Origin of the sequence: Hydrogenophaga sp. (assembly GCF_030373245.1) — a bacterium.
Classification (GTDB): Bacteria; Pseudomonadota; Gammaproteobacteria; order Burkholderiales; family Burkholderiaceae_C; genus Hydrogenophaga.
This window is the reverse complement of the sequence record NZ_JAUCZF010000003.1, coordinates 127,764-151,110: the sequence shown is the minus strand read 5'-3', so window position 1 is coordinate 151,110 and position 23,347 is coordinate 127,764. Positions and strand designations below refer to the sequence as shown.

21 protein-coding genes and 3 tRNA genes are annotated in these 23,347 nt (G+C 64.1%); 15 read left to right on the top strand and 9 right to left on the bottom strand.

All coding sequences use genetic code 11. The annotated features are described in order from the left end of the window. The first annotated feature begins 18 nt into the window (after positions 1–18). From hscA to QUV25_RS08740, 5 genes are all read left to right on the top strand, one after another. Complete coding sequence (gene hscA / locus QUV25_RS08760) at positions 19–1,896, top strand: Fe-S protein assembly chaperone HscA (RefSeq protein WP_300863232.1); 1,878 nt, start codon at positions 19–21, stop codon at positions 1,894–1,896. A gap of 52 nt (positions 1,897–1,948) precedes the next feature. Further along, positions 1,949–2,287: an ISC system 2Fe-2S type ferredoxin gene (fdx, locus tag QUV25_RS08755; RefSeq protein WP_300863231.1), complete on the top strand. Its 339-nt coding sequence runs from the start codon at positions 1,949–1,951 to the stop codon at positions 2,285–2,287. Beyond that, entirely contained in the window at positions 2,287–2,994 is a 708-nt protein-coding gene (dnaQ, locus tag QUV25_RS08750) for a DNA polymerase III subunit epsilon (RefSeq protein WP_300863230.1), read from the top strand. Before fdx ends, dnaQ begins: the two co-directional genes overlap by 1 nt. Positions 2,995–3,072: 78 nt before the next feature. Then, positions 3,073–3,147, top strand: a tRNA-Val gene (locus QUV25_RS08745). A gap of 462 nt (positions 3,148–3,609) precedes the next feature. Beyond that, on the top strand, positions 3,610–4,710 hold the full coding sequence (locus QUV25_RS08740) for an NAD(P)-dependent alcohol dehydrogenase (RefSeq protein ID WP_300863229.1): 1,101 nt from the start codon (positions 3,610–3,612) through the stop codon (positions 4,708–4,710). A 77-nt stretch (positions 4,711–4,787) separates the two neighbouring features. Here QUV25_RS08740 and QUV25_RS08735 read toward each other — a convergent pair whose 3' ends face one another. Both QUV25_RS08735 and QUV25_RS08730 read right to left on the bottom strand, forming a co-directional pair. Beyond that, entirely contained in the window at positions 4,788–5,318 is a 531-nt protein-coding gene (locus QUV25_RS08735) for a DUF2889 domain-containing protein (protein WP_300863228.1), read from the bottom strand. Positions 5,319–5,388: 70 nt separating this feature from the next. After that, positions 5,389–6,663, bottom strand: coding sequence for a DEAD/DEAH box helicase (locus QUV25_RS08730; RefSeq protein WP_300863227.1), 1,275 nt, complete (start codon positions 6,661–6,663; stop codon positions 5,389–5,391). A 61-nt stretch (positions 6,664–6,724) separates the two neighbouring features. Between QUV25_RS08730 and QUV25_RS08725 the strand changes: the two genes are divergently transcribed. Further along, a complete protein-coding gene (locus QUV25_RS08725) occupies positions 6,725–7,102 on the top strand; it encodes a translation initiation factor Sui1 (RefSeq protein WP_300863226.1) in 378 nt (125 codons plus the stop codon). Here QUV25_RS08725 and QUV25_RS08720 read toward each other — a convergent pair whose 3' ends face one another. From QUV25_RS08720 to mfd, 3 genes are read right to left on the bottom strand one after another with little or no spacing between them, the layout of a single operon-like run. Then, positions 7,103–7,654, bottom strand: a complete 552-nt coding sequence (locus QUV25_RS08720; protein ID WP_300863225.1) for a redoxin family protein — start codon at positions 7,652–7,654, stop codon at positions 7,103–7,105. A gap of 14 nt (positions 7,655–7,668) precedes the next feature. Then, positions 7,669–8,394, bottom strand: a complete 726-nt coding sequence (serB, locus tag QUV25_RS08715; protein WP_300863224.1) for a phosphoserine phosphatase SerB — start codon at positions 8,392–8,394, stop codon at positions 7,669–7,671. Positions 8,395–8,401: 7 nt separating this feature from the next. After that, positions 8,402–11,956, bottom strand: coding sequence for a transcription-repair coupling factor (gene mfd / locus QUV25_RS08710; RefSeq protein WP_300863223.1), 3,555 nt, complete (start codon positions 11,954–11,956; stop codon positions 8,402–8,404). 155 nt (positions 11,957–12,111) lie between these two features. On the opposite strand from mfd, the gene ispD reads away from it, so the two are divergent. Both ispD and ispF read left to right on the top strand, forming a co-directional pair. Next, positions 12,112–12,777: a 2-C-methyl-D-erythritol 4-phosphate cytidylyltransferase gene (gene ispD, locus QUV25_RS08705; RefSeq protein ID WP_300863568.1), complete on the top strand. Its 666-nt coding sequence runs from the start codon at positions 12,112–12,114 to the stop codon at positions 12,775–12,777. Next, positions 12,774–13,301, top strand: a complete 528-nt coding sequence (gene ispF, locus QUV25_RS08700; protein WP_300863221.1) for a 2-C-methyl-D-erythritol 2,4-cyclodiphosphate synthase — start codon at positions 12,774–12,776, stop codon at positions 13,299–13,301. The genes ispD and ispF overlap by 4 nt, the downstream gene beginning before the upstream one ends. On the opposite strand, the gene QUV25_RS08695 is transcribed toward ispF, so the two are convergent. Next, positions 13,217–14,662 (bottom strand): sensor histidine kinase, encoded by a 1,446-nt coding sequence (locus tag QUV25_RS08695; RefSeq protein ID WP_300863567.1) that lies wholly within the window; start codon positions 14,660–14,662, stop codon positions 13,217–13,219. The genes ispF and QUV25_RS08695 overlap by 85 nt on opposite strands. A gap of 74 nt (positions 14,663–14,736) precedes the next feature. Continuing rightward, entirely contained in the window at positions 14,737–15,468 is a 732-nt protein-coding gene (gene ompR / locus QUV25_RS08690; protein WP_300863219.1) for a two-component system response regulator OmpR, read from the bottom strand. A gap of 94 nt (positions 15,469–15,562) precedes the next feature. Between ompR and QUV25_RS08685 the strand changes: the two genes are divergently transcribed. Then, complete coding sequence (locus QUV25_RS08685) at positions 15,563–15,940, top strand: hypothetical protein (RefSeq protein ID WP_300863218.1); 378 nt, start codon at positions 15,563–15,565, stop codon at positions 15,938–15,940. After that, entirely contained in the window at positions 15,937–16,677 is a 741-nt protein-coding gene (locus QUV25_RS08680; protein ID WP_300863217.1) for an SIMPL domain-containing protein, read from the top strand. Before QUV25_RS08685 ends, QUV25_RS08680 begins: the two co-directional genes overlap by 4 nt. A 70-nt stretch (positions 16,678–16,747) precedes the next feature. Here QUV25_RS08680 and QUV25_RS08675 read toward each other — a convergent pair whose 3' ends face one another. Next, positions 16,748–17,518, bottom strand: a complete 771-nt coding sequence (locus tag QUV25_RS08675; RefSeq protein WP_300863215.1) for a 3-hydroxybutyrate dehydrogenase — start codon at positions 17,516–17,518, stop codon at positions 16,748–16,750. Between the two features lie 84 nt (positions 17,519–17,602). Between QUV25_RS08675 and QUV25_RS08670 the strand changes: the two genes are divergently transcribed. From QUV25_RS08670 to rimO, 5 genes are all read left to right on the top strand, one after another. After that, positions 17,603–18,523 (top strand): alpha/beta hydrolase, encoded by a 921-nt coding sequence (locus tag QUV25_RS08670; RefSeq protein WP_300863214.1) that lies wholly within the window; start codon positions 17,603–17,605, stop codon positions 18,521–18,523. Between the two features lie 118 nt (positions 18,524–18,641). Further along, positions 18,642–20,876 (top strand): bifunctional (p)ppGpp synthetase/guanosine-3',5'-bis(diphosphate) 3'-pyrophosphohydrolase, encoded by a 2,235-nt coding sequence (locus QUV25_RS08665; protein ID WP_300863566.1) that lies wholly within the window; start codon positions 18,642–18,644, stop codon positions 20,874–20,876. A 55-nt stretch (positions 20,877–20,931) separates the two neighbouring features. Continuing rightward, a tRNA-Val gene (locus tag QUV25_RS08660) sits at positions 20,932–21,008 on the top strand. A gap of 173 nt (positions 21,009–21,181) precedes the next feature. Then, complete coding sequence (phaR, locus tag QUV25_RS08655; RefSeq protein WP_300863213.1) at positions 21,182–21,724, top strand: polyhydroxyalkanoate synthesis repressor PhaR; 543 nt, start codon at positions 21,182–21,184, stop codon at positions 21,722–21,724. 69 nt (positions 21,725–21,793) lie between these two features. Continuing rightward, positions 21,794–23,179 carry a 30S ribosomal protein S12 methylthiotransferase RimO gene (rimO, locus tag QUV25_RS08650; protein WP_300863211.1) on the top strand — a complete coding sequence of 462 codons (1,386 nt, stop codon included), beginning with the start codon at positions 21,794–21,796 and terminating at the stop codon, positions 23,177–23,179. A 79-nt stretch (positions 23,180–23,258) separates the two neighbouring features. On the opposite strand, the gene QUV25_RS08645 is transcribed toward rimO, so the two are convergent. After that, positions 23,259–23,343: transfer RNA gene (locus QUV25_RS08645), tRNA-Leu, on the bottom strand. Positions 23,344–23,347 lie beyond the last annotated feature (4 nt).

Sequence of the window (23,347 nt, the reverse complement as noted above, 5' to 3'; positions counted from 1 at the left end):
CGAGACAAGAACGAACCCATGGCGCTTCTGCAGATTTCCGAACCCGGTCAGTCCCTGGACCCCCACCAGCGGCGTGTGGCCGTGGGCATCGACCTGGGCACCACCCACTCCCTGGTGGCCGCCGTGCGCCACGGCGTGGCCGAGTGCCTGACGGCAGCCGATGGGCGCGCCATCCTGCCCAGCGTGGTGCGCTACCTTGATCCGGCTCAGGGCGGCTCCGGGCGCCAGATCGGTTTTGAAGCCCTTGAGTCCCAGGTGCAGGACCCTGCCAACACCGTGAGCTCGGTGAAGCGCCTGATGGGCCGCTCGCTGGCCCAGGTGGCCGATGCGGACAAGCTCGCCTACACCGTGGCGGACGAGCATGGCATGGCAGTCATCGAGACCGTGGCCGGACGCAAGACGCCGATGGAGGTGAGCGCAGAGATTTTGGCCACGCTGCGTTTTCGCGCCGAGGACAGCTTCGACGATGAGCTTTATGGCGCAGTGATCACCGTCCCCGCCTATTTCGACGACGCCCAGCGCCAGGCCACCAAAGATGCCGCTCAGCTCGCTGGCATCAACGTGCTGCGGCTCATCAACGAGCCCACCGCTGCCGCCATCGCCTACGGCCTGGACAATGGTTCCGAAGGCATCTACGCCATCTACGATCTGGGCGGCGGCACGTTCGACATCTCCATCCTGCGCCTGACCAAGGGCGTGTTCGAAGTCATGGCCACCGGTGGTAATTCGGCCCTTGGAGGTGATGACTACGACCAGGCCCTGGTGGCCTGGGTGTTGCAGACGAAAGGCGTTGACCTTGCGCTTTCGCCCGGCGAGCGCGCGGCGCTCAACGCCGAGGCTCGGCGCTGCAAGGAAGCGCTGTCTGGCGAAGGCAATGAAGTGATATTCGGTGCGACGGTCGCGGGCAAGCGCTTTCAGCACACCCTGAGCACCGCCGACTTTGAGACCTGCACGGCAGCGCTGACCGCCCGCACCATGAACGCCGTGCGCAAGGTCTTGCGCGACGCCGGCGTGGCGAAGCATGAGGTTCAAGGCGTGGTGATGGTCGGCGGCTCCACCCGCATGCCGGTGATCCGGCGCACCGTCGGCGCGTTTTTCGGCCAAGAGCCTTTGATCAACCTGAACCCTGACGAGGTGGTGGCGCTCGGTGCGGCCATCCAGGCCAACGCGCTTGCGGGCAACAGCCGCGACGGCGATGAACTGCTGCTGCTCGACGTGATTCCGCTCTCGCTTGGCATCGAGACCATGGGCGGCCTGGTGGAGCGCATCGTGCCGCGCAACAGCACCATCCCGACCGCACTCGCACAGGACTTCACCACCTACCAGGACGGCCAGACCGCGCTGGCGCTGCACGTGGTGCAGGGCGAGCGCGATCTGGTGGCCGACTGCCGCAGTCTCGCGCGCTTCGAGTTGCGTGGTATCCCTCCCATGGCGGCAGGCGCGGCGCGCATCCGCGTGACCTTCACGGTCGACGCCGACGGCCTGCTGTCGGTCAGCGCGAAAGAGCAGGGCAGTGGCGTGGAGGCGCGGGTGGACGTCAAGCCGGCCTATGGTCTGTCAGACGATCAGATTGCCTCCATGCTGAAAGACAGCTTCGCCACCGCGCAGCAGGACATGGCGGCTCGCGCCCTGGTGGAAGCCCGGGTGGATGCCGACCGCATGATCGTGGCCACCCGCAGTGCGCTGAAGGCCGATGGCGCCCTGCTGTCAGATGCCGAGCGCGCCGCCATCGAAGCGATCATCGAAGCGCTCGCGCAGACCGTGCCAGGCGATGACGCCGCTGCCATCGAAGCTGCCACCGACGCGTTGGCCAAGGGCACCGAAGCCTTTGCCGCGTTGCGCATGAACGCGGGCATCCGACAAGCCCTATCGGGCAAAAAGCTCGAAGAGGTGTGACCTCTTTTTTCCCGGTGCTGCTCCCTGTCGCCGGCCCATCCAGACTGCCCCCATGCCCATCATCAAAATCCTGCCCCATCCTGAGTACTGTCCTCAGGGAAAAGAGGTCAACGCACCCGCCGGCACCTCAATCTGCGAAGCACTGCTGGACAATGGCGTCGAGATCGAACACGCCTGCGACATGGTCTGCGCCTGCACCACCTGCCACGTGATCGTGCGCGAGGGCTTCAACAGCCTCAACGAACTTGATGAAAACGAAGAAGATCTGCTGGATCGCGCCTGGGGCCTTGAGCCCAATTCGCGCCTGTCCTGCCAGGCCATACTGGCCCAGGACAATGTGACCATCGAGATCCCCAAATACTCGATCAACCACGCCAAAGAGAACCATTGATGCGCCAGGTTTTTCTCGACACCGAAACCACTGGCCTCTCCGCCGAGAACGGCGACCGGATCATCGAGATCGGTTGTGTGGAGCTGTTGCAGCGCAAGCTCACCGGCAATAACCTGCACTTCTACGTCAACCCGGAGCGCGAGAGCCACGAAGACGCGCTCAAGGTGCACGGCATCAGCAACGACTTCCTGCGCGACAAGCCCAAGTTTGGCCAGATTGCCCAAGAGTTGCTTGACTACCTGCAAGGCGCCGAAGTCATCATCCACAACGCGCCGTTCGACATCAGCTTCCTGAACAAGGAGCTGGAGCGACTGGGCCTCGGCCCCATCCAATCCCTGCTGAATGGCGTGACCGACAGCCTGGTCATGGCCAAGGAAATGTTCCCGGGCAAGCGCAACGGCCTCGATGCCCTGTGCGACCGGCTGGGCGTGGACAACTCCGGGCGAACGCTGCACGGTGCCTTGCTCGATGCCGAGCTGCTGGCCGACGTCTACATCAACATGACCCGCGGCCAGGATGCGCTGCTCATGGAGTTGGGCGACGCCACCAGCGAAGGTGGCGAGGTGCTCCAGGTCGACCTGAGCCGTTTCGACCTGCCGGTGCTGTTCGCCAACGAGCACGAAACGCAGGCCCATGAAAGCGTGCTCACCGAGATCGACAACGCCTGCAAGGGACGCACCATCTGGCGCGAGCTCCAACCCAGCTGAGCCGATGGCGTGTCTGCCGGGATGCGCCAAAAACAAGGCTATAATTTGAGGCTTCCGATCGATCGGACCAGATCAATCGGGCGGTTAGCTCAGTGGTAGAGCACTGCCTTCACACGGCAGGGGTCGCAGGTTCGAACCCTGCACCGCCCACCAGGATTTACTCAGATAAATCGTTGACCTAAGGCACCTTTTGGTGCCTTTCGTCGTTTCTGGCAGAGAAACAAGGGGTGAATGCCATCCTGCTTCACATCCCAACGCCTGTTTTCTAGGTTGACACTCCAGGCTCCTAGCTCCTGCATCTCACGCTCTTCGCCTGGTTCGAGCCGATCCTTCTGACCACCAGCAGCGGTGTGTCGCAGGGGCGGCGTGACGCGCACCGCCAGAGGTGTGCTGATCCCGCTCCACAACACCCGCAACTTGCACCCCAAATGTCGCCCTGTGGGCGAGGGCAGGGAAAACAAGGTGTCCAGGAACGCGCACGCTGCCTTTTCCCATATGAGGGGGCAAAGACGGTGAAAGGCTGCCTCGTTCGGTTCACTGATTCAAGTCAAGGCGGGGGACTTTCATTGAGCTCAAACTGATGTTTGTGATCGAACTGATGACAAGGAGAACGCTGTGTCCAAGATGATGAAGGCCGCTATTTTTGTGGAACCTGGTCGGATCGAACTGGCCGACAAGCCCGTGCCCGACGTCGGCCCCAATGACGCCTTGGTGCGAATCACCACCACCACGATCTGCGGCACCGATGTGCACATCCTCAAAGGCGAATACCCAGTGGCCAAGGGCTTGACCGTGGGGCACGAGCCGGTGGGTGTGATCGAAAAACTGGGCAGCGCCGTGGTGGGGTACACCGAGGGTCAGCGGGTGATTGCTGGCGCTATCTGCCCCAACTTCAATTCGTATGCGGCGCAGGACGGCGTTGCCTCGCAGGACGGCAGCTACCTGGTGCCACAGGGTCTTTGTGGCTGTCATGGCTACAAGGCCACCGCGGGCTGGCGCTTTGGCAACCTGATCGACGGCACGCAGGCGGAGTACGTGCTGGTGCCCGACGCGCAGGCCAACCTCGCCCCGATTCCAGATGATTTGACCGACGAACAGGTGCTGATGTGCCCCGACATCATGTCCACCGGCTTCAAGGGCGCCGAGAGCGCCAACATCCGTATCGGCGACACGGTGGTGGTGTTTGCGCAAGGCCCGATTGGCCTGTGCGCCACGGCGGGCGCACGCCTGCTCGGCGCTTCTACCATCATCGCCGTAGATGGCAACGACCACCGGCTGGGCATTTCAAAGAAGATGGGTGCCGACATCACGCTCAACTACAAGAGCTGCGACGTGGTGGACGAAATCATGAGGCTCACCGGAGGCCGGGGCGCCGATTCGTCCATTGAAGCGCTGGGCCTGCAAAGCACGTTTGAGTCCTCGCTCCGGGTGCTCAAGCCCGGTGGCACGCTGTCCAGCCTGGGCGTGTACTCAGAGGATCTGACCATTCCGCTGTCGGCGTTCGCCGCTGGGCTGGGTGATCACAAGATCGTCAGCGCACTGTGCCCCGGTGGCAAGGAACGCATGCGCCGCCTGATGAATGTGGTGGCTTCTGGCCGCATCGACCTGGGCGTGATGGTCACGCACCACTACCCGCTGGACAACATCGTGGAGGCTTACGAGCTGTTCTCCAACCAGCGCGACGGCGTTTTGAAAGTGGCGATCAAGCCGGCTTGACGGCTGGCTGGAACCGATCGGCCCTTGGCCACGCCTTCCCCGCCACAGCGTGTTGGTGGTGGGGGCTGCTGTTTGTCTCAGGCTGTCGGCGTTTTGCGAGCCGCCGGCTGCCAGCGGAAAAACATCGGGTACACGCGCTCGACCACCGGGCCGTCGAAGTCCCAGGCCAGGCATTGGCCCAGATGCATGGGTGGGCTGCCGTCCTGTGGTGGGGCGAACGAGGACGAGCGACTTTGAAAAGCGGCGGTGGCCATGGCGAACAGCAGCTCACGCAGGTGGGTGCAGCCCTGAACGCCGGCCAGATGGCGCATCACGGTCTGGCGCCAGCCGCGCCCCAGGCTCTCGCCAATCAGCCGTTGCATCGGGGCCTGTGCTTGCGGGCAAGGGGTGTGGGGAAAACTGTCCATCGCCACCGCCACGTCGCGAATCACCATGGCCTCATCGAGTGTGAGGCGCACGTGCATGTGGTGGATGGCCTGCTCGGGTTCCCAGCGACCTTCGCCTTCGATTTCGAAGGCGTGCGGTTTGGTGTCGATGAGTTCACCCTCAATGTCCCAGCAGCCATCGTCGCGTGCAAATCCGCGAAACGACGTGCGGCGGGTGTGCATGGGGTTGCGAGGAGCGGGACTGGGTAGGGGCACGGTGGAGAAGCCTGGGTAGAGGCGATGGCTTGAGGGTTCAGGCGTCAGGCGCAGGGCGATCAGCCAGCGCGGCGGCTGCGCGCAGCTTGTCTTTTTTGCTCGGTCGCTTGCCCTTGATGCCACCAGTGCCGTTCGGGTCCTGGATGCTGGTCGACGGCGACTCGGTGGGTTCGAAACCAGGCAGGATTTCGAGCGGCAGGCTGGTCAGATCTTGCCGCCTGGCGATCAGCCGCCAATGCGCTTCGGTTTGCGGGCTGACCAGGCTGATGGCCAGGCCTGGCGCGCCGGCGCGTCCGGTGCGGCCAATGCGGTGGGTGTGGTCAGTGGCCGAGCGCGGCAGGTCGAAGTTGACCACCACCGGCAGCTGCTCCACATCCAGGCCGCGCGCGGCCAGGTCGGTGGTCACCAGAACATCCCAGCGCTGTTGCTTGAACTCGCTCAGGGTCTGGCGGCGCGCCCCCTGACTCAGGCCGCCGTGGAACGAGGTGGCGTACAGCTCGCCCTGGTGCAGCTTGCGCGCCAGGTGGTCAGCGGCGTACTGGCTGGCCACAAACACCAGCACCCGTTCCCAGCCATGGTCGCGAATGAGCTGGCGCAGCAGCTGAGTGCGCCGGGATTCATCCACCAAAATCACGCGCTGCTCGATGCTGGCGGGTGCGAGGGTGTCACCGCCGATCACAATGCGTTGCGGGTCGATCAACCAGCGGCTGGCGAGCTGTTCGACAGCGGCCGGGAAAGTGGCCGAGAACAGCAGGGTTTGCCGTCGCCTGGGCAACAAGGCCAGCACCCGGTCCAGCTCACCAGCAAAGCCCAGTTCGAGCAGTCGGTCTGCTTCGTCGAGCACGAGGTATTGCACCGATGCGATCGAGAGGGCGTTGTGCTCGACCAGATCAAGCAGCCGACCGGGCGTGGCGACCACCACATCGGCGCCGCCGCGCAAGGCCATCATCTGGGGGTTGATCGACACACCGCCAACGGCGGTGACGACCTTGGGGTGCGACGTCAGGCTTGGTGTCAGCTGCAGGATCACATCCACCAGCTGGGCGGCCAGTTCGCGCGTGGGCACCAGCAGCAAGAGGGTGGTGGCGCGATTGCGCTGTGTCTGTGTATTTGGCCGGCTCTGCCAAAGCTGCAGCAAGGGCAGCACAAACGCTGCGGTCTTGCCTGAGCCGGTGGGTGCGGTGGCGAGCAGATCCGCGCCCGACAGCACCGCTGGCAGCGCGGCCGACTGGATGGCGGTGGGGGTGGTCCAGCCGAGCTGGGCGGCGGCCTGGGCGAGGGTAGGCGCGAGGCCGAGGGCGGTGAAAGGCATGGTGGTGTGAGGCAGCCAGTTTAACGGCCCTGTGCGGATGGGCCGCGCTACCATGCTGGCCATGAATCAACGAGCGAACTCGGACCGAAAAATGGGCGGGCTGGTCTACTCCACGGAGGCCGGCCGCATGTGTCCGCTCTGCCGCCAGCCGCAGGCCTCATGCCAATGCAAATCGCAGGCTCGCGCAGCGCCCGTGGGCGATGGCCGGGTACGGGTATCGCGGGAAACGCAGGGGCGCGGTGGCAAGGCGGTGACCGTGGTCAGGGGAGTGGCGCTGGATGCAGCCGGTCTGCTGGCCCTGGGCAAATCGCTCAAGGCGCTGTGCGGCAGCGGCGGAACGGTGAAAGACGGGGTGATCGAAATCCAGGGTGATCACGTGGACCGGGTGATGGCAGCGCTGCAGGCGCAGGGGCACCAGGTGAAGCGCGCTGGCGGCTGATCAGAAGGTCTGTGCCCACCACAGCCTCACGCGCATGCCGACTTCGGTGGTGTAGCCCACGGTGGGTGTGCGCAGCTGCCCGTCGGCATCCACCACCACGAAGGCGGGCACTGCCCGAAAGCCCAGCGCGCTCGCGATCTCGCCACGCGGATCGACGGCGGTGGCCCAGGGCAGCTGCCGACGCGCCAGCACTCGCGCCACCGCATCGGGCTGGCCCGACTGCATGGCAATGCTCAGCACGGGGTGGTCTTTCGAGAGCGACGTGACGGTGCCTTCTTCGGTGCGACAAATCGGGCACCACTCGGCCCACACATGCAAGGCCACCGCCTGGCCAGGGTGTTGTGCACGCCACTCCGCCAGGGTCGTGGTGCGGCGCTGGCCGTCGGTCTGGATCAGGGTGAAGCGGGCATCGGGCAGGGAGCCGGTGGGCACGTTGCGCGTCTGCCAGGCTTGCACCCCGAAAAACACCAGCAGCACCAGCCCGGCGGTGCCCAGGTGGGACCGCAACTTTTTCGGCCAGCTGGGTATCGGGGAAGAGGGCGTATCAGCCATGCAGGCCAGCGGGGTCAGCGCAGCACTTCAAGCAGGCGGTCCAGCCCGCCTTCGTTGATCGCCACCATCGCCTGCTCGCGCACCTTGGGCTTCGCGTGGTAGGCCACCGACAACCCCGCGGCGGCCATCATGGGCAGGTCGTTGGCGCCGTCACCCATGGCGATGCACTGTGCCGGCGCGATGCCCAGCAGCGAGGCCACCTCCAGCAGCGTGCGGCGCTTTTCCGCACCGTCGCATATATCGCCCCAGGACTGGTCCACCATGCGGCCCGTGAGCTGGCCGCAGTTCGGGCCGCTTTCGACTTCCAGGATGTTGGATCGGGTGAAGTCGATGCCCAGGCGGTCGCGCACGCGATCGGTGAAGTAGGTGAAACCGCCCGAGACCAGCAGCACCTTGAGCCCAGCCGCCTTGCAGGCCTTCACCAGCGCCTCGGCGCCCGGGTTGAGCTGCAGGCGCTCGGCCAGCACCTGTTCCATGTGCGCCACCGTCACGCCGCGCAGCAGCGCCACGCGCTGGCGCAAGCTCTCTTTGTAATCCGTGATCTCGCCTCGCATGGCCGCCTCGGTGATCGCTGCGACCTCAGGCTTGCGCCCGGCGGCGTCGGCGATTTCGTCCACGCATTCGATGTTGATCAGGGTGGAATCCATGTCGAAGGCGATGAGCTTGAAGTCCTTCAAGAACAGAGGCGGGTTGAAGCCTTGCACGGTCAGGCCAGGAGCGAATTCGGTGGCAGTGGTCATCTTGGTTTCAAGCGGGTTCGGGGATGGCGATGGGCTGGCCGAGCGAGCGCAGCACGTCGCGCACCATCTGCACCCTGTCTTTCACATCCGGCAGCTCGCGCTCGATGCGCAGCTTCTCATTGCCGGCCAGTTTGATGTGTTTGTTCTTCTGGATCAGCTGGATGATTTTCATCGGTTCGATCGGCGGGTTGGGCTTGAAGGTGATGAGGGTCACGCCAGGCGTGGCGTCGACCTTGATCACGCCGAACGGGGCGCTCAGCACGCGCAGCCGGTGCACATCCACCAGCGTCTGGGCCTGCACCGGTAGCTTGCCGAAGCGGTCGACGATTTCTTCCAGGAGTGCGTCGACCTGATCCGTGGTTTTGGCCGTGGCGAGCTTTTTGTAGAAGGACAGTCGCAGGTGCACGTCACCACAGTAGTCGGTGGGCAGTAGGGCTGGCGCGTGCAGGTTGATGTCGGTGGTGACCGACAGCGGCGAGAGCAGATCCGGCTCGCGTCCGGCCTTCAGGGAGCGCACCGCTTCGCTCAGCATCTCGTTGTAGAGCTGGAAGCCTACTTCCAGCATGTTGCCGCTCTGGTTCTCGCCCAGCACCTCGCCAGCACCGCGGATTTCCAGGTCGTGCATGGCGAGGTAAAAACCCGAGCCCAGCTCTTCCATTTGCTGGATGGCGTCGAGTCGCTGCGCAGCCTGCTTGGTCAGGCCCTCGATGTCGGGAACCATGAGATAGGCGTAGGCCTGGTGGTGGCTGCGACCCACGCGTCCGCGCAACTGGTGCAGCTGCGCCAGACCAAACTTATCGGCCCGCGCCATCACGATGGTATTGGCCGTGGGCACATCGATCCCGGTTTCGATGATGGTGGAGCACAGCAGCAGGTTGTAGCGCTGCGCCACAAAATCTCGCATCACGCGCTCCAGCTCGCGCTCGGGCATCTGGCCGTGGGCAATGGCAATGCGCGCTTCGGGCAGGATTTCCTCCAGCTTCTGCCGGCGGTTTTCAATGGTCTCGACCTCGTTGTGCAGGAAGTAGACCTGGCCGCCGCGCTTGAGCTCGCGCAACACAGCCTCGCGGATCACGCCGTTGCTCTCGCTGCGCACAAAGGTCTTGATGGCCAGGCGGCGCTGTGGCGCGGTAGCGATCACGCTCAGATCCCGCAGTCCCTCCAGCGCCATGCCCAGCGTGCGCGGGATGGGCGTGGCGGTGAGCGTGAGCACGTCGACCTCGGCGCGCAGCTGTTTCATCTGTTCTTTGTGGCGCACGCCGAAACGGTGTTCTTCGTCGATGATGAGCAGGCCAAGATCCTTGAACGCCGTCTTCTCGCTCAGCAATTTGTGCGTGCCGACCACAATGTCGACCGAGCCGTCAGCCACGCCTTTGAGCGCGGCCGTGATCTCTTTCTGCGAGCGGAATCGGCTCATCTCGGCGATCTTGATCGGCCATTTGCCGAAGCGATCAACCAGCGTCTGGAAATGTTGCTCGGCCAGCAGCGTGGTGGGCGCGAGCAAGGCCACCTGGCGCCCGCCGGTGACCGCCACGAAGGCAGCGCGCAAGGCAACTTCTGTTTTGCCGAAACCCACGTCGCCGCAGACCAGCCGATCCATGGGGCGAGGGCTGATCATGTCTTGAATGACGGCGTGGATGGCGGCGCGCTGGTCGGCGGTCTCCTCAAAGCCAAAGTCGTTGGCGAACACTTCGTAGTCCTGCGCCGAGTAGCGAAATGCGTGGCCCTGGCGCGCAGCGCGGCGGGCGTAGATGTTGAGCAGCTCTGCCGCCGCGTCGCGCACCTGCTCGGCGGCCTTGCGCTTGGCCTTCTCCCACTGGCCGCTGCCCAGCTTGTGCAACGGCGCCTCGTCGGCGCTCACGCCGGTGTAGCGGCCGATCAGCTGCAGCTGACTGACCGGCACGTAAAGCACCGCCTTGTCGGCGTATTCCAGGTGCAGGAACTCCATGAGGGCAGGCGTGCCATCGGGGTTCTTGTCGCCCATGTCCATGTTGATCAGACCCCGGTAGCGACCAATGCCGTGGGCGTTGTGCACCACCGGGTCACCCAGGTTGAGCTCCGAGAGGTCTTTGATGAGCGCGTCAACATCGCTGACCTGTTCCTGCTTGCGGCGTTTGCGCGTGGTGGGGCCAGCGGCAAACAGCTCGGTTTCGGTGACGAAGTCGATGCCGTCTTCAATCGAGGAAAAGCCCACTGTGAGCGCAGCGGTGGCGATGCCCACGCGCTCGTCGCTGGCCTGGAACTCGGCCAGTGTGTCGAACGCTGGCGGGTGCAGGCCGCTGGCGCGCAGAAAATCGAGCAGGCTTTCGCGTCGGCCATCGCTCTCCGCCAGCACCAGCACGCGGTGCGGCGTGTTGCGGATGTGGGCCTGCAGGCGTGCCAGCGGGTCTTCGGCGCCGCGCACCACCGAGAGGTCGCCCAGCTTTTGCGCAAAGGCGTTGTCGGCTACGTCTTCCAGCGCTGAACCAGCGCTGGGCCGCACCAGGTTGGTGGATGCCCCCTCGTGGAGCGTGGGGACATGGCTCCTGATCGCGAGCTGTGCGTATGAGTTGGCCTCGGTGTAGAACTGTTCGGGCTTGAGAAACAGCGAATCGGGTGGCAAGGCCGGGCGGTCCGGGTCGGTGCGTACCAGGCGGTAGCGGTCTTGGGTGTCTTGCCAGAAACGCTGGAAAGCGGGCTCCAGATCGCCATGCAGCACGATGGTGGTCGCGTCGCCCAGGTAGTCGAATACGGTGGCGGTTTCTTCGAAGAACAGCGGCAGGTAGTACTCGATGCCCGCGGTGGCTACGCCGTTGCCGATGTCCTTGTAGATGCGGCTTTTGGTCGGGTCGCCTTCCAGCAGCTCGCGCCAGCGGCTGCGGAATCTGGCCCGCGCCGCATCGTCCATCGGAAACTCGCGGCCGGGCAGCAGCCGCACCTCAGGCACCGGGTAGAGGCTGCGCTGGGTGTCGGGATCGAATGTGCGGATGGTGTCGATTTCGTCGTCAAACAGATCCACGCGGTAGGGCACCAGCGAACCCATGGGGAAAAGGTCGATCAGGCCGCCGCGTACCGCGTACTCGCCGGGGCTCACCACCTGCGTCACATGCTGGTAGCCCGCGAGCGTGAGCTGGGCCTTGAGCTGGGCTTCGTCGAGCTGTTGCTTGACCTTGAAGTGAAAGGTGTAGCCAGCCAGGAAGGCCGGCGGCGCGAGTCGGTACAAAGCGGTGGTGGCTGGCACCAGCACCACGTCGGCACTGCCTGCGGCATGTTGCGCCTGGCCTCGCGTATGAATGCGCCAGAGCGTGGCCAGGCGCTCGGAGATCAGGTCCTGGTGGGGTGAGAAGCTGTCGTAGGGCAGGGTTTCCCAGTCGGGAAAGAGGGCGCAGCGGATGTCGGGCGCGAAGAAGGCGATTTCGTCGATCAGGCGCTGCGCGTCGTTGGCGTCGGCGGTGACGATGGCGGTCAATCGGCCTTGGGCCTTGTCGCGCTGCGCAAGCTGGGCGAGCAACAGGGCATCGGCCGCGCCAGCGGGGCGGGGCAGGGTGAAACGTTTGCCGGGGGAGAGTTTCGGGAGGTCCATGGTGTCGCGGTGAGCGCATGACGCAGGAGGCCATGACGAACACCCCCCGGCTGGTGCGCCGGGGGGTGAATGCGTTGATTTTAGAATGCAGGTTCTCACCGAACCCGACCCAAGCTCAGTTGACCCCACCCGACGCCCCCTGCTTTTATGTGCTCATGCCTTGTGCGGGGCAGGGCGCGCGCTCGGGAAGCGCTACCCCGAAGCAGTACCAGCTGCTTGCAGGCACGCCTATGGTGCTGCACACGCTTGCGGCGTTCCAGGCGGTGTCGCGGGTGCGGCAGGTCTGGATCGTGGTGGCGCCGGCAGATCGATTCCTCACTCTGGATCTTCCGGGCGTGCACCTCGCCCGGTGCGGTGGCAGCAGCCGGGCGGAGACGGTGTACAACGGCTTGAAAGCATTGCGTGAAGGCGGCGCAGCCGACATGGACTGGGTGCTGGTGCACGATGCGGCGCGTTGCCTGATCACACCGCAGCAGATCGAGATGCTGATCGACGCCGGGGAGCACGACCCCATCGGGGGACTGCTGGCGCTCAAGCTGCCCGATACGCTCAAGGTCGAGGTTGCAGGTCGGGTGGCGGCAACGCTGGACCGGGAAGACAAGTGGCTTGCGCAGACGCCTCAGATGTTTCGTCTGGGCGCTCTGTTGGCTGCGCTGCAAGCTCAGGCCGGCAGCCAGTTTGCTGGCGTGACCGACGAGTCCAGCGCCATGGAGCTGGCTGGCCACTCGCCGCGCCTGGTGCCCGGCAGCGCACAGAACTTCAAGGTCACCTACCCGGAAGACTTTGGCCTGGCCGAAATCATCCTCAGGAGCCGCGCATGACTTCCCCTTTGTTTGCCCTGCGCATAGGTGAAGGGTGGGATGTGCATGCACTGGTGCCTGGCAGAGCGCTCATCATTGGCGGGGTGACCATTCCACATCGGCTGGGGCTGCTCGGTCACTCCGATGCCGATGTGCTGTTGCATGCAATCACCGATGCTTTGCTGGGTGCAGCCGGGCTGGGTGACATCGGGCGTCATTTCCCCGACACCGATGCCCGGTTTCGTGGCGCCGACTCCAGCGCCTTGCTGGCCGAAGCGGTCCAGCGCGTGCGTGGCGCCGGCTTTGAAATCGTGAACATCGACAGCACGGTGATCGCCCAGGCCCCCAAACTCGCACCCCACATCGGGGCCATGGTGGCTCGTGTGGCGCAGTCGCTGGGTGTGGATCCTGCACAGGTGAACGTGAAAGCTAAGACGGCCGAACGGCTCGGCCCCGTGGGTCAGGAGCTTTCTATCGAGGCGCGCGCCGTGGTGCTGCTGGCAAGCGCGTCTGCGGGCGCGACGGACGCAGCCGACTTGGTTTGAGCCTGCGCTTTGGCGGCCGATGCCTTGCCCGCGGCCGGCGCCTTGTTGAGCTTGATGTGGGCCGACAGCCCACCGGTGCTGCTGTTGGCCATGGCAAACCGCCCTCCCATGCGCGTGACGGCGCGCTCGACAATGGCCAGGCCCAGCCCAGTGCCCGTGGCCGAGCTGCGCGATTCATCCCCTCGGAAAAAGGGCTGCGTCAACTGGGGCAACATGCCGGGGCTCACCCCCTGGCCGTGGTCTCGCAATTTGATCAGTACCGAGTCGTCTTTCTCTCGTGCCGCAATGTCGATCTTGACGGTGCCCGTCACCGCGTCCCGGCCGTAGCGCTGAGCGTTCTCCAGCAGGTTGGAGAAGACCCGCTGCAGTTCCACCGCATCGCCCATGACCATGGTGTCGGGCGGGATGCTGGCCGTGATCTGCACCGATGGGTCCGAGCCGAGCGCGAAGGTGGCAGAGTCGATGATCTGGTTGAGGTTGATGCGATCGAGCTGAATGTTGTCGGGTCGGGCGTAGTCGAGGAACTTGTCGATGATGGCATTGACCTGTTCGATGTCGGCTGCCATGTGTTCGCGTGCCTGCTCGTCGCTCACGCTCATCTCGGTTTCCAGCCGCAGCCGCGAGAGCGGTGTGCGAAGGTCGTGCGAGATGCCGGCCAGCATCAGGGCGCGGTCCTGCTCGATCTTGGACAGGCGCTGCGCCATGCGGTTGAAGCCGATGTTCACCTCGCGTATCTCGCTGGTGGCCACCGCTTCGTTGAGCTGGCTGGAATCAAAATCGCCTTCGCGCACCCGACTCGCCGCAAACGACAGTTTCTTGAGCGGGTGGTTGATCAGCCGCGCGATCACGGCAGCGCCGGTGAGCGAGAGCAGGGCCGCGGTGCCGAGCCAGATCAGCCAGGTGGTGCCCGCGACCGGCCCGATGCGCGAAGGGTCGGTGAGCAGCCAGTAGGGGTCGCCATCGATGGAGAAGCCGATCCACAGGCCCGCCGTGCCATTGACCTCTCGGGCTACCACCGTGTCGGGACCGAGCCGTGCGTTCAATCGCTCACTCACATTGCGGCTGAGGGAGTCAAGGTTGTAAAGCCGGAAGGTGTCGGCGGGCTCGCGCGGGGCGATGCGCAAACCCTCTTCGTCGGCCAGGGTCTTGATGAGTGAGACGCGCGCGATCGAGTCCGAGTGAACCAGCGCGGCCCGGCTGAGGTTGACCAGTGAGGCCAGCTGCTGCGCACTCTGCAAGGCGCGCGGCTCGTATTCCAGCGCCCGGAACGTCTGCAGCCAGGCGATGATGCAGCCGACCAACAGCACCGAGAGGAAAAAAAATGTGCGCCAAAACAGGCTCACCCCACGCCCTGGCCGCATCTCCAGTGGCGCAGGCGCCGTTTCCAGATCGGCTGGCTGGGTCTCAAACGGGACGCGCGACTCCAGGCTGGACATCAGCTGCTTCCATCGGGCACAAACACATAGCCGACTCCCCAGACAGTCTGCAGGTAGCGAGGCGACGCCGCGTCTTCCTCAATCAGCTTGCGCAGGCGCGAGACCTGCACATCGAGACTGCGGTCAAACGGTTCAAATTCGCGACCACGTGCCAGCTGGGCCAGCTTCTCGCGCGAAAGCGGCTGGCGTGGGTGGCGCACCAGGGCCTTGAGCATGGCGAATTCGCCGGTGGTCAGCGGCAGATCAGCGCCCTCTTTGCGCAGGGTCCGCAGGCTCAGATCGAACTCAAACGGGCCGAACTTGACCACCTCCTGATCCTGCGACGGCGCACCGGGCACCTCAGTGGGCGGTCGGCGGCGCAGCACCGCGTGAATGCGCGCCAGCAGCTCGCGCGGATTGAACGGCTTGCCCAGGTAATCATCGGCCCCGACCTCCAGCCCGACAATTCGGTCCACATCCTCGCTCTTGGCTGTCAACATGATGATGGGGGTGCGGTCGCCGTTGGCGCGCAGACGGCGGCAAATTGACAGACCGTCTTCGCCGGGCATCATCAGATCGAGCACGATCAGGTCGACGGAGTCGCGCTGCAAGACTCGGTTCAGGGCCTTGCCGTCTTCGGCCAGCATGACTTCGAAGCCTTCCTGCATCAGGTAGCGCCGCAACAGATCCCGGATGCGGACATCGTCATCGACGACCAGGACTTTGTTGGGGCGCGCGTTGGTTTGTGGCATGGCAGCAACTTCTTGTAAATGTAACAAGGGCCATTGTGGCAGTGCCAAGTGCTTGTCACACCACGTTTTTCGGGTTTTTGACAAGGTGTTACAGATGTTGCGCCCGGCCCGCCATGGCCAATCACCATCGCGCTCGCACAATGTCGGCATGGTGCATCAATCAAAGCCAATGAAAACGTACTGGGTAGGTTTTTTTGTCGCGGTTTGTCTGGGTTCTGCGATGGCGGAGCCCGGTGGCGTTCGCGTGCTGACCAATGGCGCGTCGGCCCCGCTGGTGGTCATGCCGGTTTCCGTGCAGGAGGGAGAACCTCCGGCTCCCGCCCGGCTGCGCGATACGCTGCGCCACCCCTATGACGAGCAGCAGCAAGACCTGAACGGAAAGCCATTTCGTCTCTCGTCTGAAGAGCGGTACCGATTGCGGGAGCAGCTGCGCAGCCACGCAGACGCTGGTCAACCCAAAGACAAGCCATGAGCGCCGCGGCTGGACGAGCCCGGCAGCAGATCGCGCTGCTGGCGATCTGCACGGTGGGTTTCGCGTGGCACGGCCTGACAAACGCCCAGGCCATGGCGACGCCCGCTCTCGCCAACGTGGTGCAGATCGATGCCAGTGGCTTCAAGGAAGTCACGCAGGACTGGCTGACTATGCGCCTGACCACGACTGAATCGGGCACAGACGCCAGTACGGTGCAAAACCAGCTCAAAGTGGCGATCGAATCCGCGCTTGTCGTGGCGCGCGCGCAGGCCAAGCCGGGTTTGCTGGAGGTGCGCACCGGGCAGTTCAGCCTGTACCCCCGCTACGGGAGCAACGGCAAGATCAACGGCTGGCAAGGTTCGACCGAGCTGGTGCTGGAAGGTCGAGATTTCGCCCGCATCAGCAGCACCGCGGGGAAGATCACGTCGCTCACCATGGGCGGCGTGTCGTTCAGCCTCTCGCGAGAGGCGCGTCAGCAGCTGGAGTCCGAGGTGCAGGCCCAGGCCATTGAGCGCTTCAAGGCACGCGCTGCCGAAGTGGCCAAAGGCTTTGGATTCAGCGGTTACACCTTGCGCGAGATCGGGATCAGCTCGGCCGACTCGGGTGGGGATATCGCGGCGCGACCTCGGGTGATGGCGATGGAGGCCAAGGCGGCCATGAGCGACGCGCCAGTGCCAGTCGAGGCAGGCAAGAGCATGGTCAACGTCACCGTCTCGGGCAGCATCCAGCTGCGCTGAAATTGACCAGTCAAAAAAAAGGCCCGCTGTGCGGGCCTTTTTTTTGCGTGCGCCGCGCGGCTCCTGGCGTCTATTGTGCAACCCAGCCGCCGTCCATGTTCCAGGCCACACCACGCACATTGGCGCCAGCCGGTGAGCAGAAAAATACCGCCAGTTCACCCAGCTCTTCTGGAGTGGTGAACTGCATGGACGGCTCTTTTTCGCCCAGCAACAGCTTCTTGGCCTCTTCATTGGAAACACCGTTCGCCGAGGCTTTGGCATCCACCTGCTTTTGCACCAGTGGAGTCAGTACCCAGCCCGGGCAAATTGCGTTGCAGGTCACGCCGGTCGTGGCGTTTTCCAGCGCGGTCACCTTGGTCAGGCCCACCACACCGTGCTTGGCCGCCACATAGGCCGACTTCTCGGCGGAAGCCACCAGGCCGTGCACCGAAGCCACGTTGATGATGCGACCCCAGTTGGCCTTGCGCATCGCTGGCAGCGCCAACCGCGTTGCATGGAAGGCGCTGCTCAGGTTGATCGCCAGGATTGCGTCCCACTTGTCAATGGGGAACGCTTCGATGCGGGCCACATGCTGGATGCCGGCGTTGTTGACCAGAATGTCGACCTGACCGAACGAGTCGGCAGCAAAATTCATCATGGCCTCAATCTCTGAAGGCTTGCTCATGTCGGCACCGTGGTAAGCCACCTTCGCGCCCAGTGCGCGAATCTCGGCTTGCGGGCCGTCGGCGTCACCAAAGCCGTTGAGCAAGATATTGGCGCCCTGGCGGGCCAGCGCTTTGGCGATACCGAGGCCGATGCCGCTGGTGGATCCGGTGATGAGGGCGGTTTTGTTGGCAAGCATGGGAAAACTCCAGTTCCATTACGATTGGTCGAAAGGGTTGCGATTCATTATCGCGGACCCGTTCTTCTGGAAAATACCCGCTACATGATCGAACCCGCACTCGAATTCCTCTCCGTCGAAGGCCCGGCCGCGCTAGGTGGTCAGCCGCGTCGCCTGGCCTACTGGGACTGGTGCCCCAAGGAGGGCGTCTTGCCGGGTCACATCGTGGTCTGTGTGCACGGTCTGTCTCGTCAGGGCCGCGACTTTGATGCGCTCGCGCAGCAGCTCGTGCCTCGGTGCCGTGTGATCGCCGTTGACGTGGCGGGTCGCGGCCACAGTGACTGGCTTGCCAATCCTCTGTCCTATCAGGTGCCGACCTACGCGGCCGATCTCGTGTCGCTGATGGCCCGCCTTCGCGCTGACCAGCCGGGTGCTTTCATCGACTGGGTGGGCACCAGCATGGGCGGGCTGATCGGCATGGCGGTGGCTTCTCAGCCTGCGCTTTCACCGCGCCGCCTGGTGCTCAACGATGTGGGTCCGGTGCTGCAGTGGGAGGCGCTGAGCCGGATAGGAACCTACCTGGGCCAAAACCCCTCTTTCGGCAGCGAGCAGGAAGCCGCCGACTACTTCGCTTCCATCTCAGCCGGCTTCGGACCGCACACGCCTGAGCAATGGCTGGCCTTGTCTCGCCCCATGCTGCGGCAGCGGGATGGACGCTGGTGGCTGCACTACGACCCGGCGATTGCCGAGCCGTTCAAGGCCATGATGGCGGGCGATGTGGAGGCCTCTCGCCAGGCGGTGCTGCAGGGCGAGGCGGCTCTCTGGGGTCTGTACGACAGTATCCAGGCCCCCACCTTGCTGCTGCGCGGTGCGCAGTCCGACCTGCTCACGGCGGACACCGCCGCCCGCATGGGTGAGCGGGGTCCGCGGGCGCGTTGTGTGTCGTTTGAAGGAGTCGGCCACGCGCCCACGCTGATCGCAGCAGACCAGCGGCAGGCCGTGAGCGATTTTCTCCTGACCCCCTGAATCACCGCACCGCATGGGCAGCAAGCGCAAGGTGGCCACCGCCACATCCCTGGAGACAGCGGCTGAAGACCTGGCTGTGATGGCCCTGACGGCGGCCCCGGATGCGCCAGCGGCCATCATGGCGGTCACGGCGGCCTGCCTGCCTCATCAGGCGCAGGCGCTCTTGCGAGCACGAGCTTTTGCCGAACCCCTGCTGGCCAGCGAACGACTGGACACTGGCGAGAACATCCTCGAACATGCCGACGCGGTGGCCGAGATTCTGCGCCAGATTGGCGGCTCCGAGGCGATGCAGGCCGCAGCCTATCTGGTGTATGCCTGCGAGCACCTGAACCGGCCACAGGAGGTAATCGCCAAAGCGTTCGGCGAAAACTTCGCTGCGCTGGCGGTCGAGACGACCAAGCTGGTGCAACTGCAGCGGCAGGCTCGCCTTAAGGCGGCCGAGGTTTTGGCCAAAAAGGAGGTTGAACGCCTGGCAGCCCAGGAGCAGGCTCTGCCCATGCCTTCGCCCAGCAAGCAGCCTGTTTCGGAGCTTGCGGCCAGCCAGACGGAGAACGTGCGCAAGATGCTGCTGGCGTTTTCCCGCGACCTGCGCGTGGTCATGCTCCGCCTGGCTTCGCGCTTGCAGACCTTGCGCTTCTATGCGGCCAGCAAAGGCGATCCGGGGCCGGCCTTGGCGAGCGAGGCTTTGCACGTGTTCGCACCCTTGGCCAACCGGCTCGGCATCTGGCAGATCAAGTGGGAAATGGAAGACCTGGCGTTTCGTTTCCTGGAGCCGCGCACTTACAAAAAGGTGGCCAAGCAGCTGGACGAAAAGCGGGTCGAGCGCGAAACCCATGTCGAGCAGGTGCGCCAGACGCTGGAGCGGGATCTGCTGCGGGCGGGCGTCGAGGCCGCGGTTCAGGGAAGGCCCAAACACATCTACAGCATCGTGAAAAAGATGCGAGGCAAAGCGCTTGACTTCGACCAGGTTTTTGACATTCGCGCGCTGCGAGTGATCGTGCCCCATGTGGACGCCTGCTACGCCGCGCTGGCGCAGGTGCACGCACAGTTTTCTCCCGTGGCGCAGGAGTTTGACGACTACATCGCCAAGCCCAAACCCAACGGCTACCAGTCGCTGCACACGGTGGTGCGCGACGAAGAGGGGCGTGCATTCGAGATTCAGATTCGAACCCAGGCCATGCACGACCATGCCGAGCACGGCGTCGCGGCCCACTGGGCCTACAAAGAGGCTGGTGCGAAAGGCTACGCTGGTGTTTCGGCGAGCTCGGCCTACGACGCGAAGATCGCCGTGCTGAGGCAGCTGCTGGCCTGGGAGCGCGACCTCAGCGGTTCGGGCGCGGCCCTTTTTGATGATCGCATCTACGTGCTCACGCCGGATGCCGCCATCGTGGAGTTGCCGCAAGGTGCAACCGCGGTCGACTTCGCCTACAGCGTGCACACCGACCTGGGCCACCGCTGCCGCGGGGCCAGGCTCGATGGCGTGATGGTCCAGCTCAACACCCCGCTGCAAAACGGGCAGACGGTGGAGATCAACGCGGCCAAAGAGGGCGGGCCCTCCCGCGACTGGCTCAATGCCGAGCTGGGTTACTTGGTCAGCCACCGCGCAAAGAGCAAGGTACGCGCATGGTTCAACGCGCAGGCCATGGAAGAGACGGTGGCCAGAGGCCGCGAAGCGGTAGAGAAGCTGTTGCAGCGCGAGGGCCGCACGGCCCTCAAACTGGAGGATTTGGCCACCGGCATGGGTCTGGATTCGGCGCAGGCCTTGTTTGAGCAGGTCGGCAAGGACGAGCTGTCGCTGCGAGCCATTGAGACCCACTTGCGACCCCCGGAGCCCGCCGCGCCAGCCGGCGATGCTGTGCCCTGGCTCAAAAAGCCGCGCCGCGGAAGTGGCCCTGCCAGCGCCGGAGTGCTGGTCGTCGGGGTGGGCTCGCTGATGACCCAGTTGGCCAAGTGCTGCAAGCCAGCGCCGCCCGACGAGATTGGTGGATTCATTACCCGCGGCAAGGGCGTGAGCGTGCACCGGGTGGATTGTCCCGACTTTGCCCACCTGCAGCGCAAGAGTCCGGACCGCCTGATCGAAGTGCAGTGGACCGGTGGTGCCCAGGGAGATGGTCAGGCTTCGGTCTACCCTGTGGATGTGGCGGTGGAGGCGCAAGATCGCCATGGCTTGTTGCGCGACATCTCCGACGTGTTCGCCCGCGAAAAAATGAACGTGATCGGCGTGCAGACCCAGACTGTGCGTGGTGTGGCATGGATGACTTTCACCATCGAGGTGACAGACGCGCGGCAGGTGGCGCGAGCGATGTCGGTGGTGGGGGATGTGCCGGGCGTGCGCGAGGTTCGTCGCAAGTAGTGCCGCCGGGGAAGCCCGCCGTTGCTGATATACTGCGCAGCTTCGAACGATTTGTAGGCGCGTAGCTCAGCTGGTTAGAGCACCACCTTGACATGGTGGGGGTCGTTGGTTCGAGTCCAATCGCGCCTACCAAAAAGATCGAAACAATGCCCAAGGCCTGCGGACTCGCTGGGCCTTTTTTTTCGTCTGAGTTGCAGGCCTGAATGTGTTTCACAGGGCATCCCACGTTGGTGCAAGCGGCTGGCCATTCTTAGAATTGGGCGTATGCTGAGGGTTTGTTTGCCTTCCCAAGAGAAAGTCACCACGTGCAAAAAAACAAGGCTGATGCTGGCAGCGCCTCCACTGGCGCCCTTCGGGTGATCAAAAAATACCCGAACCGCCGCCTGTACGACACCGACACCTCGTCCTACATCACGCTGGCAGAAGTCAAGACGCTGGTGATGGAGAACGAGCCTTTCGTCGTTCGAGACGCCAAGACCAACGACGATCTCACCCGCAGCATCCTGCTCCAGATCATCCTGGAGGAAGAGACCGCGGGGGTGCCGATCTTTACCGAACAGGTACTGGCCAATCTGATCCGTTTTTACGGTCATGCGATGCAGGATTTCATGGGTGCGTATTTGGAGAAGAACGTGCAGATCTTCATGGACCTGCAGCAAAAAATGGCTCAGCAGACGCCTGGCATCAACCCGGACATGTGGAAGCAGTTCATGAACGTGCAGTCGCCCATGCTCAACGGCATGATGGGCACCTATCTGGAGCAGTCGCGCGACGCCTTCACCCAGATGCAAGAGCAGATGCAGAAGAACAGCGAGCAGATGCTGGCTGCACTGGGACTCAAACGCTGAGCGCCTTGCTGCCGTACAGCCGGTGGTCGAGAGTCCGCGTTGGCGCCCGGGCTCTGAGACAATCGCAGGATGAATGATTCCCCTGTCTCTCCAGACGTGTCCGCGCCCAAGGTCGGTTTTGTCAGCCTGGGCTGCCCCAAGGCGCTGACCGACTCCGAACTCATCCTGACTCAGCTCAGCGCCGAGGGCTACCAGACCGTCAAGACCTTCGCCGGCGCTGATCTCGTCATCGTGAACACTTGCGGTTTCATCGATGACGCGGTGAAAGAAAGCCTGGACACGATCGGCGAAGCGCTGGCCGAAAACGGCAAAGTGATCGTCACCGGCTGCCTGGGCGCGCGTGAGGGCGAGGGTGGTGGCAATCTGGTGCGCAACATGCACCCCAGCGTGCTTGCCGTGACCGGGCCGCATGCGACCCACGAGGTGATGACCGCGGTGCACCAGCACCTGCCCAAGCCACACGACCCGTTTGTGGACCTGGTGCCCGCGCAGGGCATCAAGCTGACCCCGCGGCACTACGCCTACCTCAAGATCAGCGAAGGGTGCAATCACCGCTGCACTTTCTGCATCATCCCGTCGATGCGCGGGGATCTGGTCAGTCGCCCGATTGGCGACGTGCTGACCGAAGCCCGCAAGCTGTTCGAAGCTGGCGTGAAAGAACTGCTGGTGGTGAGCCAGGACACCTCCGCCTATGGCGTGGATGTGCGGTACCGCACCGGCTTCTGGGACGGTAAGCCAGTCAAGACCCGCATGTTTGATCTGGTGCGCTCGCTGGGTGAACTGGCCAAGGGCTACGGTGCCTGGGTGCGCCTGCACTATGTCTACCCTTATCCGCACGTGGACGAGATCGTGCCGCTGATGGCTGATGGGCTGTGCTTGCCTTACCTGGACGTGCCTTTGCAGCACAGTCATCCCGATGTACTCAAACGCATGAAGCGGCCTGCCAGCGGCGAGAAGAATCTGGAGCGCATCGCGCGCTGGCGTGAGCTGTGTCCGGAGATCGTGGTGCGCAGCACCTTCATCGCCGGCTTTCCTGGTGAAACCGAAGCCGAGTTTGAGCACCTGCTGAATTTTGTGCAGGAGGCCCGAATCGATCGCGCCGGGTGTTTCGCCTATTCGCCCGTGAAAGGGGCTGCCGCCAACGCATTGCCCGACGCGGTGCCCAGCGAGCTGCGCGAAGAGCGCCGGGCACGCTTCATGACCGCGGCCGAGGCGGTGTCGGCAGACAGGTTGCGTGAGCGGGTAGGCGCAACCATGCAGGTGTTGGTGGACTCGGCGCCCGGCATGGGCAAAAAAGGTGGGGTTGGCCGCAGCTATGCCGATGCGCCCGAGATCGACGGCGTGGTGCGCCTGTTGCCACCTCAAAAAATCTCCAAGACCCTCAAGGTCGGGACGTTCACCCAGGCGCGCATCGTGGCGGCCGAGGGGCACGACCTGCTGGCGGTGCCGTTTTGAATTTGTTGCGGCGCGGCGCCTTCGCGCCTGGCCAACAAAAAAGGCTTGCAAACGCGGTGTTTGCAAGCCTTTATGATCGTGGTGCCCAAGAGAGGACTCGAACCTCCACGCCTCTCGGCGCTAGTACCTGAAACTAGTGCGTCTACCAATTCCGCCACCTGGGCATCT